Raw genomic sequence first — 12,801 nt, 5'->3', positions numbered from 1 at the left:
CCACTCCGAGCAACGCACGCCGCTCACTACCAACGGATAGGTTCGATCAGGCATGGCGCAGACGGTCAGAATGGTGCGGACGATAGCGCTGACGGCGTTATTGGTTACGGCGTCGTGCGCCGCGCGCGACGATCATTCGAATCGTGAACTAGCGCAGCTGCCGTCGGCTGCCTTCGGGGCGGTATCGATAGGTCCGTCGCTGCTCAAGGGCGTCACTGACCGGGATCGAACGACCGTCTTCGTTTTCGATGACAACGGATCGTTGCTCGGCACAGTGACTGGAACCGCAATCTACGCCAACAGGATTCTTGCGGCGAAGTCCCGGATCGTCACGGCGTCTTCGCGCAAACTCGCTACGTTGACCGCCGAGTCACGCGTCGAAACACCCATCGACTATGAGGACATTATCGAGACCGCGGTCAACGACCCGGCAAGCGGCGCGGCCACGATGTGGTTCAACAGTGGCGCAAACAACGGGCGCTATCTCAACAAATACGCGATGGTTCGGGCTGATGGCAGCTCCGGGACGGGATCGGTGGCAGGTCATGTCCGAGCCGCGACCTACTGCGGTGAACGTTCGTTCGCCCTCGTGCAGGAATCTCTGATCGGTACCACCGGTGAAGCGACCAAGAACTGGTTGTACGAACTGGACGGGCAGGGTGAACCGGTAGTGCGCGGTCAGTGGGAACATTCGCAAGAGATCTTTCCGGCCAGCCGAATGTCGGTGTGCGCCGCTGACGGGCAGACGATTTTTTCGCTCTACAGTTCCCCAGAGACGCGGGCGGACGCATCCAATGGGCCTGCGCTGTCACTGGTTCGCAACAACGTCATCGACGGAAGCCGAACCGAGACACCTCTTGTGATGGCCGGACACAACGAAGAAGTCCGGCGTAGCAGCCTGGCCCTTGCCGACGGAAAGATCTTGTGGCTCAACGGTGATGGGGACATCCTGTCGGTTCCGACCGACGGGTCGGCGGCGGTGACACGTGAATGGGGAATTCCCGGCTGGGGGGACAAGACCATGGCATCGGTCGTGGACGGCGCGGTATCGGTCATCGACTTCCATAGCCGACCGACATTCTCTCGGTACGATCTCCGTACCGGCACCCGAACAAAAGACCCGGTCGAGTTGCCGTGGCTGGAGCCGACGATAGGCGCGGACACCGAAAGCCGGAAGAATATCTACTCCGTCTCCGACATCGCGGCGATTCCCAGATAACTATCGGCGAGGACGACAAGCTCGCACTCGACACGGTGGGGGTGAACCGCCCGTGCCGGTGTGAAGTCCACTCCGGGCAACGCACGCCGGAGTGACGCTGATCATGCTGCGCGGCAGCGGGCGGCGGGCGAGCTGGTTGCTTACCTCGACGTGCGTATTCGACCGAAAAGTGCGTACTTGTCGGCTGTTCCGGCGGCGCTGAGGCTTGTTCTGTACGGGGGCAGACGATTTGGAAGGCGACCACGATGACCGATGGCACGCGGGGACCGGTGACCGTTCTCGGATTGGGATCGATGGGGCGGGCGCTGGCCGAGGCATTCCTCGCGGCCGGGCACCCGACCACCGTGTGGAACCGGAGCCCGGACAAGGCGGCACCCTTGGTCGCCGCAGGCGCGATCCAGCGGTTCGCGATCGAGGACGCGGTGCGCGAGAGTCCGCTCGTCATCTCGTCCTTGACCACATTCGCCGCTACACAGGCGGCCTTGGCGCCGGCAGGCGCGGCGTTGTCCGGCCGGACGCTGGTCACGTTGAACAGCGGAACTCCTGCAGCAGCAAGGGAATTCGCAGAGTGGGTGGCCGGGCACGGCGCCCGCTACCTCGCCGGCGCGATCAAGAACGTCCCTTCGGCTATAGGGAATCCGGACACCCTCCTCTATTACGGCGGAGACCGGACGACTTTCGACGAACACGTAGCGACCCTGCGCGTACTCGGCGGTGACACGGTCCACCTAGGTCCAGAACCGGACCTCGCCGCACTGTACGAGTCGGCGGTCGGAGCGACGCTGCTGCCGGCCTTGCTCGGCTTCTTCGAGGGCGCCGCCGTGCTGACAGCGCGCGGCATGACCGCCGGGTCGATGGTGCCCTACGCGACCAAATGGTTGCAGATGATCGAGTCGCTGCTGCCGATCCTGGCCGACGAGATCGACACCGGCGACTACACGAAGCTCGGATCGTCGGTCGGCCTATTCCACGAGGCCATCGGCAACGAGGCCGAACTCGGCGCGGAAGCCGGAGTCGACATGTCCTGGCACGAACCGATGGACGACCTGTTGCGTCGCGCGGTAGCGGCGGGATATCAGGAGCACAGCATCACGGCGCTGATCGAGGTACTCCGGAAGCCGACGCCCGCATAACGTCGCTCACCGAGCAACCGGTGAGCACGGCCCTGAGCCGTTTCCCTCGTCGGCTACCGGGAAATCGCACCCTGAGCCGCAGGACAGGCAGGTGCATGACATGACCCACACGTCGACGATGATTGTGAATTCTCTCCCGGTTGCTCGGCCGGGCGCGGACCGGGTGCTGGAGGCAGCCCGGAAGGCTTTGGTCTCCGAAGGCGCCCACGTCATGCCCGCCGTGGCCACGAAATCGGTTCTCGGTGTCACGGAAGGCGAGTGGCAGCGTTTCGCGAAGCACTGGGAAACGCTGAGCTCAGATCGGTACGCCTCCGAACACGGCACGTGCAGGCTCCGCCGCTACGGACATCTGGCGCTCGATACGGCGACGCGGCGGATGCGGCTGCTCTCCCAGGACTCCTTCGTACAGCCGGAGAACAGCAATCCGCTGTACGTCGGCCGGGATCGCAGGTTCGCGCCACTGACCGATTCGTTCGTGGCGGACCCCGTGTTTCGCGCGGTGTCGGCGTTGCTCGCCGGGGTGGCGACCGCGCTGGACGATCCTGCGGAGTGGGACGTGAAGGTCCATCCCTTCCGCGTCCTCGCCTCGACGACGGCACAGGGCCTGCCCGCGCCGGAGGGCCGCCACCGCGATGGCGTCACCCTGGTGTCCTCGCTGCTGATCAACCGGCGCAATGCCGCGGGCGGGCAAAGCTCGGTGTTCGATCCGGACGGAAACCGGCTGCTGGCAACCACACTCAGCGAACCGGGAGACCTGCTGCTCGGCGACGACCGTCGAACGCTGCACGACGTGTCCGCGGTGCGACCGGCGCGGCCGAATTCATCGGGGGTCCGCGATGTCCTGGTGGTGACGTTCACACCGCGCTGAACTGCGGCCACCCCGGCTGTGAACACACGTAATGACCAGTTGGTGTTTCAGAACGCCCGACGCGGCTAGACCCGACTGATGACGAAGAACATTTTCGTTCCTGCCCTGACAGAGCTGCAGCGCGGGGAGATCGGCACGGTCGATATCCCCGGCGGACTGCGATTGCACGGACTGCTCGACTACGACACGTTGATCGACGCCGAGCAGTTCGACTTCGAGGAATTGCTCGACCGCGCCCGCGCCGAACTTCGCGCATTCGACGGCTCGGTGGACGCGATCATCGCCCACTGGGACTTCCCGACCAGCGTGATCGTGCCGATCCTGGCGGCCGAGTACGGTCTGCCGTCGCCGAGTCTGGACAGTGTGCTGCGATCCGAGCACAAGCTGTGGAGCCGGGTGTTGCAGCGGGAATCGGTCCCCGAGTGCGTGCCCGCATTCAGTGCGTTCGACCCCTTCGATCCCGATGCGCTGGACCACATCGACGTCGCGTTCCCGTTCTGGGTCAAGCCGATCAAATCCCACTCCTCCCAATTGGGATTCGAGGTGTCCACGCCGGCGGAGTTCGCGGCGGCCACCGAGCGCATCAGGGCCGAGATCGGCCGCATAGCCGACCCCTTCGACCAGGCCCTCGCCCGGGTGCGGGTGCCGGAGCAGGTCCAGGCCGCCGGGGGCCGCACCTGTCTCGCCGAGCAGATCGTCACCGGCACGCAGGCCGCACCGGAGGGTTCGATGTTTCGCGGCGACTTCCAGGTGCACGGTGTGTTCGATATGCGCAAGGACGCGACCGACCACAGCTTCGCCCATCTCGACTACCCCGCTCGTACCGTGCCGGAAGCGGTGCAGCGCCAGATGATCGAGGTGACCGAGCGCTACCTGCGCCATGTGGGATACGACAACGGCTGCTTCAACTCCGAGTTCATGTGGGACGCCGACACCGGAAAACTGTGGTTGATCGAGGTCAACACCCGCATCTCGCAGTCCCACAGCGACCTGTTCGCGAAGGTGGACGGCGTCTCGAATCACGCCGTCGCCATCGACGTCGCGCTGGGCCGCCGCCCCGAAATGCCGCACGCCAAGGGCGAATACGCCGTCGCCGCGCAGTGCATGGTGCCGCATTACGAGGACGGTGTCGTCACTCGCGTGCCCGGCGAGGCCGAGATCGAGGCGCTGCGCGGGCGGTTCCCCGGCACCGTGGTGCACATCGAGGTAGCGGTCGGTGACCGCCTGTCCGAGCTGCCCAACCAGGACCCGTACCGCTACAAACTCGCCACCCTCTACATCGGCGCAGCCGATCACACCGCCCTCGAGCAGCGCTACCGCGAGTGCCTCGAGGCCCTGCCGTTCGAGTTCGAGGAGGTCGCCTGAGTGCACACCGTCGAGTCATTCCCGTACGAAGTGCGCGTCGTCGAGAACGTCTTCATCCCGATGCGCGATGGCACGCGGCTCGCGGCCCGGTTGTGGCGGCCGGTGACCGATGCGGCGTTGCCTGCCGTCTTCGAGTACATCCCCTATCGCAAGCGCGACCTCACCCGCTCGCGCGACGCCGTCAACCACCAGTACTTGGCCGGACACGGTTACGTGAGCGTGCGCGTCGACCTGCGCGGCAGCGGCGACTCCGACGGGGTACTGCGCGACGAGTACCTGCCGGCGGAGCACGACGACGCCTGTGACGTGATCGAATGGCTTGCCGCGCAGCCGTGGTGCGACGGCAACGTCGGCATGATGGGCATCTCCTGGGGCGGCTTCAACAGTCTGCAGGTCGCCGCGCACCGGCCACCGGCGCTGAAGGCGATTGTCAGCGCCTCCGCCACCGAGGACCTGTACGTCGACAACATGCACTACATGGGCGGCTGCCTGCTCTCGGACAATCTGTCCGAGGCGACGGTGATGTTCGCGTTCAACAGCCTGCCGCCCGATCCCGCGATCGTCGGAGACCGCTGGCGGGAGATGTGGCACGAACGCCTCGCGGGTAGCGGATTGTGGATCGAACAGTGGCTCGAACATCAACACCGCGACGACTATTGGAAACGCGCCTCGGTCAACGAGGACTACCGCGCGGTGCAGTGCCCGGTGCTGGCCGTCGGCGGCTGGGCCGACGGCTACACCAACGCGATCTTCCGGCTGCTCGAGCATCTCGACGTGCCGTGCCGCGGCTTGATCGGACCGTGGGGCCACAAGTACCCGCATCTGGGCGTGCCCGGTCCGGCGATCGGGTTCCTGCAAGAGCTGGTCCGGTGGTGGGACCACTGGCTCAAGGGCCGCGACACCGGAATCATGGACGAGCCGGTGCTGCGGGCCTGGATGCAGGACAGCATTCCGCCACACCCGTCGTACGAGGACCGGCCGGGCCGGTGGGTGAGCGAGCCACAGTGGCCGTCGCCGAATATCGATGCCCGCCGATTCACCGTCGGGCGGCACTCGCTGTCCGAGGACCCCGGCCCGATCGAGGCGCGCGGCCTGCGTCTGCAGTCGCCACTGAGCGTCGGCATGTTCGCGGGTAAGTGGGCGTCGTATGCGGCGACCCCGGATCTACCGTCCGATCAGCGCGACGAGGACGGCGGTTCACTGGTATTCGAGACCGAAGCGCTGGACGAGACCTTCGAGGTGCTCGGCCTGCCGACCCTCGAACTCGAGGTCTCCGCCGATCGGCCGAACGCGATGGTGGCGGCTCGGCTGTCGGACGTCGCACCGAACGGTGAGGCGACCAGGGTGACCTACGGTCTGCTCAATCTCACCCATCGGGACGGCAGCGCGGCACCGGAACCGTTGGAACCCGGCCGAGCCTACCGAGTTCGGGTGCCGCTCAACGGCGTAGCGCACTCCTTCCCGCCCGGGCATCGGATCCGGCTGTCGGTGTCCTCGTCGTACTGGCCGCTGGCGTGGCCGTCACCGGAGCAGGCGATGCTGACCATCACCACGGGTCGCAGCGCACTGACCTTGCCGCACCGGGCGCCCCGCGCCGACGACGACCGGCTGCGCCCGTTCGATCCGCCCGAGGCCGCACCCGACGCGCCCGCCACCCAGGTCGAACCCGGTAAGCACCATTGGAAGGTCGAGCGGGACCTGGCGAGCGGGGTATCGACCCTGGAGATCGAGAACGATCAGGGCACCGTATCCCTCGACGACACCGGCACCCTGGTGCGGCGCGCCACCACCGAGTGGTTCAGCTCCCGGGGCAACGACGTCACCTCGGTCCGGGGCGAAACTCGCACGCTACGCCGGTTCGAGCGCGACGATTGGCGCACCGAAGTCAGCACCCACACCGTATTGCGCTGTACCGCTGCGGAATACATTCTGGATGCGCAGCTCGACGCGTTCGAACTCGAAGATCAGCAGACGGATCCGCGGACCGTGCGCAAACGGGTGTACTCACAGAACTGGCATCGCCGGATTCCCCGGGACCTGGTCTGATCGCGAATTGTCGGAAGCCGCGACGGGCTGTCGGCGGCCGCGACGCCGGGGTCGGATTCCGGTGTCCGCTGGGTTGTCGAGTGCCCGCTCGCGCATCCGACACTTCGCGGGGGCGTGCGGGAATACCGCAAGGCGCTCAGCGAGTTACGACTCGTAAGCGAAGTTCTGGAAAATTCGCAGAAACCGGGGGGCTACCCCAAAGAAGCGCAGGTCAACGGTGGGATAGGCTTTATCGGTCATGAAGGCGGCTTTTGCGGGTCCGGTCCACAGTGCGGCGGCCCATACGGTCTACCTCGATCATGCGGCTACCACCCCGATGTTCCCGGCCGCCATCGAGGCGATGACGGCTGCCCTGGGCATCGTGGGGAACGCATCGTCGCTGCACGGGTCGGGTCGCGCCGCCCGGCGGACGCTGGAGGAGGCGCGGGAGTCGATCGCCGCCGATCTGGGCGCCCGGCCCTCGGAGGTCATCTTCACCTCCGGCGGGACCGAGAGCGACAATCTGGCGATCAAGGGCATCTACTGGGCGCGCCGCGACGCCGAGCCGCGCCGGACCAGGATCATCGCCAGCTCGGTCGAGCATCACGCGGTGATCGACGCGGTCGAGTGGCTGGAGCGGCACGAGGGCGCCAGGGTGACCTGGTTGCCGGTGGACGCCGAGGGCACCGTCTCCCCGCGCACACTGCGAGCCGCACTGTCGGCGAACCCCGACGAGGTCGCGCTGGTGACCGTCATGTGGGCCAACAACGAGGTCGGCACCATCCAGCCGATCGGTGAATTGGCCGCCGTGGCACAGGAATTCGGCGTGCCTATGCACAGTGACGCGGTCCAGGCCGCCGCGCAGCTGCCGATCGGCTTCGCCGCGAGCGGGTTGTCCGCGGCCAGTTTCGCCGGGCACAAGGTCGGCGGGCCGCACGGGATCGGCGTGCTGCTGCTCGGCAGGCAGGTGCCGTGTGTGCCGCTGCTGCACGGCGGCGGGCACGAACGCGACCTGCGTTCTGGTACTTCCGACACCGCGGCGGCGGTCGGCCTGGCCACCGCGCTGCACCAGACGGTGACCGAATTGCCAACGCGTACCCCTGAATTGATCGCGCTGCGGGACGCGCTGATCGACGGCGTCCTGGCCATCGAACCGGATGCCGTGCTCAACGGCGCGCCCGGCGAGCGGCGGCTGCCCGGCAATGTGCACTTCACTTTCCCTGGCTGCGAAGGAGATTCGCTGCTGATGCTGCTGGACGCGGCGGGGATCGAGTGTTCGACCGGGTCGGCCTGCACCGCGGGCGTCGCGTCGCCGAGTCACGTACTGATCGCGATGGGTGTCGAGCAGTGGCAGGCCCGCGGGTCGCTGCGGTTTTCGTTGGGGCACACCTCGACTCGCGCCGATGTGGACGCGCTGTTGGGTGTCTTGCCCCAGGTGGTTGATCGGGCCAGGGCCGCGGGTCTGGCCGGTGCGAAGGGAGGTGTTTGATGCGAGTACTTGCCGCGATGAGCGGTGGTGTTGATTCGGCGGTAGCGGCAGCACGTGCTGTCGACGCTGGTCACGAGGTGGTAGGCGTGCATCTGGCGCTGTCCGCGTCGCCGGGCACATTGCGCACCGGGTCGCGTGGTTGCTGCTCGAAGGAGGACGCGGGCGACGCCCGGCGGGCCGCCGATGTGCTCGGCATCCCGTTCTACGTCTGGGATTTCGCCGATCGCTTCAAGGAAGACGTGATCGACGATTTCGTCGCCGCCTACGCGGCCGGTGAGACGCCGAACCCGTGCCTGCGCTGCAACGAGAAGATCAAGTTCTCCGCCCTCGCCGACCGCGCCCTCGCGCTCGGCTTCGACGCCGTGGTCACCGGTCATTACGCGCGACTCGACGACGGCGTGCTGCGCCGGGCCGTCGACGCCGACAAGGACCAGTCCTACGTGCTCGCCGTGCTGAACGCCGAGCAGCTCGCCCGCGCCATGTTCCCGGTCGGCGACACCCCGAAGCCGCGGATTCGCGAGGAGGCCGCCGAGCGCGGGCTGGCCGTCGCGAACAAGCCGGACAGCCACGACATCTGCTTCATCCCGTCCGGCGACACCCAGGCCTTCCTCGGCGCGAAGATCGGCATCCGGCCGGGCGCCGTGGTCGACGCCGACGGTCAGAAGCTCGCGGATCACGAAGGCGTGCACGGGTTCACGATCGGTCAGCGCAAGGGGCTCGGGCTGCCCGGGCCCGCCGCCGACGGCAAGCCGCGCTACGTGACCGGGATCGATCCCGACTCCGGCACCGTGCGCGTCGGCTCGGTCGAGGACCTGCAGGTGTGGACCGTTGCGGCGGAGCGCGCCATCTGGACTTCCGGTGCCGCGCCGGACGGGCCGATCGAGTGTGTCGCGCAGGTGCGCGCGCACGGCGGCACCGCTCCGGCGATCGCCGAGGCGGTCGGCGACGGGCTCGCGGTCCGTCTGCGCGAACCGCTGACCGGCGTCGCGCGCGGCCAGGCGGTCGTGCTGTATCGCCCGGATCCGTTGGGGGACGAGGTGATCGGCAGCGGAACCATCTCCGGTACCGGCGGCGTCGACAGCACGCCGGTGGGCAGCGACGCGGGTTCCGCCACGCGGTGAGCCGCGCCGGTGGACCGGTGTGGGAGGGTGAGCCGAACCGATTCGGTCCGGATGTGGTGATCCGGGTCGGATTCCGCCGGCTCGGCGAATCTGCCTGGTGCGCATAGTGTCAGCGCGCATCCGGGCAGTTGGTGCGCACGATGATCGACCAACGGAGCGGACTACGGTGAAGCAAGACGGCACAGTGAGTAAAGATTCCGTCGTCACGGACAACAACGAGCTGTTGCGCGGTGGCCCCGCGCCCGCCGTCGGCTCGTGGCCCGGTGCCGATCGGCGGGAATCCGCCGCCACCATCCTCGGTGAGCTGCCCGATCTGCCGCACCTGGTGGAACTGCCCGGCCGTGGCGTCGGCGCGGATCTGATCGGGCGCATGTCGGCGCTGCTGGTCGACATGCGATTCGACACCACTACACGGGGATACCGGCTCGCTCCACGACCGGGTGCCGTGTCCCGGCGCGCCCGTGATCTGCTCCGTGCGGACCTCGACACGCTCGAAGAAGCCTGGGAGACAGCGGGTTCGGCGGGCTCGAATCGTCCGATCAAACTGCAGGTGGCCGGTCCGCTGACGCTCGCCGCGCAGGTCGAGCTGCCCAGCGGTCATCTCGCGCTCACCGATCCCGGTGCGCTGCGCGACCTTTCGGAGTCCCTCGCCGAGGGGTTACGCAACCACGTCGCCGAGGTGCGTAAACGCCTCGGCGCGGAAGTCGTTCTGCAACTGGACGAACCGGCACTGTCGGCGGTGCTCGAGGGTTCGCTCAGCGCGGTCAGCATGCTCGACAGCGTGCGCGCGATGCCCGAACCCGAAGCACTCACCGTGCTGAACACCGTGATCGCCACCCAGTCCGCGCCGGTGCTGATCCACAGCTGCGCCGCCCCACCCGCCCTGGCTTTCCTGCGCGGCAGCACCGCCGCCGCCGTCGGCTTCGACATCACCACCATCGGCACCCGCGAACTCGACAGCATCGGCGAACTCCTCGACGCCGGCAAACATCTGGTACTCGGCCTTGTCCCCACCACCGCCCCCACCACGCCACCCACTTGGCGCGACATCGCCGAACCCGGCGTCCGCCTCATCGACCGCCTCGGCTTTCCCCGCACCACCCTCGCCACCCAAGTCCTCGTAGCCCCCGCCTGCGGCCTCGGCAACACCCCCCTCACCTGGGCCCGCAAGGCCCTCACCCTCGCCACCGAGGTAGCCCGCGCCTACGCCGAAGACCCCGAATCCCTCACCTTCGAGGAACCCTCGAGCACCGCCTGACCCGCCCCTAGGTGCGCACCCGGCCGGTCTGACAGCTGCCACGGCTCAACTGCACATCCAGTGCGGCGACGTGCGGGAACAGTGCCTGGAGATGTCGGTGGGCTGCGCTAATGTGCGTTGGGTGAGTGAGAGCGGTGGGGTAGGGAAGGACGCGAGCCCGGCGACGGCGGAGCAGCGCGTCGAGTGGCAGCGGCTGGCGGACGAGGTGCGCGAGCATCAGTTCCGCTACTACGTGCGGGACGCACCGATCATCTCCGATGGGGAGTTCGATGCGTTGCTGCGCCGGTTGCAGGCGATGGAGGAGGCGCATCCCGATCTGCTCACGCCGGATTCGCCGACCCAGCTCGTCGGTGGCGGGTTCGCGACCGATTTCACCGCCGTCGATCACCTCGAGCGGATGTTGTCGCTGGACAACGTGTTCGACTTCGACGAGCTGCGCACCTGGGCGAGCCGGGTGGAGGCCGAAACCGGGCCGAACCTGCACTATCTGTGCGAGGTGAAGATCGACGGTGTCGCGCTGAACCTGGTCTACGAGAACGGGCGGCTGGTGCGTGGCGCCACCCGCGGCGACGGGCGCACCGGCGAGGACGTCACCCTCAACGCGCGCACCATCGAAGACATACCCGGTGAGCTGACCCCCACCGACGAATTCCCCCTCCCGACGCTGCTCGAGGTGCGCGGCGAGGCGTACATGCGACTCGAGGACTTCGAGACGCTCAACGCGTCCATCGTGGCCGAGGGCAAGCCGCCCTACGCCAACCCGCGCAACACCGCGGCCGGCTCACTGCGACAGAAGGACCCGTCGGTCACCGCACGCCGCAGGTTGCGGATGATCTGCCACGGTTTCGGCCGCATCGAGGGCTACACCCCGTCCTCGCAGCACGAGGCCTACCGCGCGCTCGCCGCGTGGGGCCTGCCGGTGTCCGAGCACACCAAACTGGTGCAGGGCATCGACGCCGTCATCGAGCGCGTCGAATACTGGGGCGAACACCGCCACGATATCGAGCACGAGATCGACGGCCAGGTGATCAAGATCGACGAGATGGCGTTGCAGCGTCGTCTTGGTTCCACTTCGCGCGCCCCGCGTTGGGCGATCGCCTACAAGTACCCGCCCGAGGAAGCGACAACCAAGCTGCTGAACATCGCGGTGAACGTCGGCCGCACCGGCCGGGTCACCCCCTTCGCGGTGATGGAGCCGGTGTCCATCGCGGGCTCGACGGTCTCGATGGCCACGCTGCACAACGCCTCGGAGGTCAAACGCAAGGGCGTGCTGATCGGCGACACGGTCACCATCCGTAAGGCGGGCGACGTGATCCCGGAGGTGCTCGGCCCAGTGGTCGACGCCCGCACCGGTGACGAACACGAATTCGTGATGCCGACGCACTGTCCGGAATGTGGCACCGAATTGGCACCGCAGAAGGAGGGCGACGCCGACATCCGCTGCCCCAACCAGCAGTACTGCCCGGCGCAGCTGCGGGAGCGGGTCTATCACGTCGCGGGCCGCGGCGCCTTCGATATCGAGTCGCTCGGGTATGAGGCCGCGAACGATCTGCTGAAGTCGGGTGCGATCACCGACGAGGGTGATCTGTTCGACCTCGACGAGGCGACGCTGCTCACCACCACGCTGTTCGTCAACAAGGACGGCGGGCTGTCCGCCAATGGCAAACGGCTGCTGGAGAACCTGGCGACGGCCAAGAATCGGCCGCTGTGGCGGGTGCTCGTCGCGCTGTCCATCAGGCACGTCGGTCCCACCGCCGCCCGGGTACTCGCCCGCGAATTCGGCAGTCTCGACCGGATCCAGGACGCGTCCGCCGAGGAACTGGCTGCCGCAGACGGGGTCGGACCCACTATTGCGGCCGCGGTGGCGGAGTGGTTCACCGTCGACTGGCACCGCGCGATCGTGGACAAGTGGCGCGCCGCGGGCGTGCGGATGGCCGACGAACGCGACGAGTCCATCGAGCGCACGCTCGAAGGTCTGTCGATCGTGGTGACCGGGTCGCTGGAGGGGTTCTCGCGTGACGGGGCCAAAGAGGCGATCCTGATGCGCGGCGGGAAGGCCGCCGGATCGGTGTCGAAGAAGACTGCGTTCGTGGTGATCGGTGATTCGCCGGGGACGAAGGCGGCGAAGGCGGAGGAGCTCGGGGTGCCGATTCTCGATGAAGACGGCTTCCGATTGTTGCTGGAATCGGGGCCCGAGGCGGTCGCACCGGCCGCGGCCGATGGTGACGCTGATGCGGAAGAGTAAGCGGGCCAAAGCTTTTCGCTGATCGGCGTGCACTGCCGGTATCGAGTGCTTGACCTGAACCTCTCTTCAGGTATGAGG

General features: G+C 67.4%; 9 protein-coding genes. All 9 read left to right on the top strand.

The window, feature by feature from the left end; translation table 11 throughout:
* Positions 1-52: 52 nt before the first annotated feature.
* The 9 genes from DBO33_RS33065 to ligA all read left to right on the top strand — a co-directional run bounded on the left by DBO33_RS33065 (position 53) and on the right by ligA (position 12,723).
* Positions 53-1,219, top strand: a complete 1,167-nt coding sequence (locus tag DBO33_RS33065; RefSeq protein WP_159080648.1) for a hypothetical protein — start codon at positions 53-55, stop codon at positions 1,217-1,219.
* A 245-nt stretch (positions 1,220-1,464) separates the two neighbouring features.
* Positions 1,465-2,352, top strand: a complete 888-nt coding sequence (locus DBO33_RS33060; RefSeq protein ID WP_107658539.1) for an NAD(P)-dependent oxidoreductase — start codon at positions 1,465-1,467, stop codon at positions 2,350-2,352.
* Between the two features lie 100 nt (positions 2,353-2,452).
* A complete protein-coding gene (locus DBO33_RS33055) occupies positions 2,453-3,220 on the top strand; it encodes a 2OG-Fe dioxygenase family protein (protein ID WP_234391171.1) in 768 nt (255 codons plus the stop codon).
* 78 nt (positions 3,221-3,298) lie between these two features.
* Positions 3,299-4,585 carry an ATP-grasp domain-containing protein gene (locus DBO33_RS33050; protein ID WP_107658537.1) on the top strand — a complete coding sequence of 429 codons (1,287 nt, stop codon included), beginning with the start codon at positions 3,299-3,301 and terminating at the stop codon, positions 4,583-4,585.
* Positions 4,586-6,631: a CocE/NonD family hydrolase gene (locus DBO33_RS33045; protein ID WP_234391170.1), complete on the top strand. Its 2,046-nt coding sequence runs from the start codon at positions 4,586-4,588 to the stop codon at positions 6,629-6,631.
* Between the two features lie 238 nt (positions 6,632-6,869).
* A complete protein-coding gene (locus DBO33_RS33040) occupies positions 6,870-8,099 on the top strand; it encodes a cysteine desulfurase family protein (protein WP_107658536.1) in 1,230 nt (409 codons plus the stop codon).
* Positions 8,099-9,220 carry a tRNA 2-thiouridine(34) synthase MnmA gene (gene mnmA, locus DBO33_RS33035; RefSeq protein WP_107658535.1) on the top strand — a complete coding sequence of 374 codons (1,122 nt, stop codon included), beginning with the start codon at positions 8,099-8,101 and terminating at the stop codon, positions 9,218-9,220. The genes DBO33_RS33040 and mnmA overlap by 1 nt, the downstream gene beginning before the upstream one ends.
* Positions 9,221-9,404: 184 nt before the next feature.
* Positions 9,405-10,478, top strand: coding sequence for a methionine synthase (locus tag DBO33_RS33030; protein ID WP_407670563.1), 1,074 nt, complete (start codon positions 9,405-9,407; stop codon positions 10,476-10,478).
* Between the two features lie 193 nt (positions 10,479-10,671).
* A complete protein-coding gene (gene ligA / locus DBO33_RS33025) occupies positions 10,672-12,723 on the top strand; it encodes an NAD-dependent DNA ligase LigA (protein WP_234391435.1) in 2,052 nt (683 codons plus the stop codon).
* Positions 12,724-12,801: the final 78 nt, after the last annotated feature.

The organism is Nocardia suismassiliense (assembly GCF_900269665.1).
GTDB classification, from domain to species: Bacteria; Actinomycetota; Actinomycetes; order Mycobacteriales; family Mycobacteriaceae; genus Nocardia; species Nocardia suismassiliense.
This window is presented reverse-complemented; position numbering and strand designations above follow the sequence as displayed.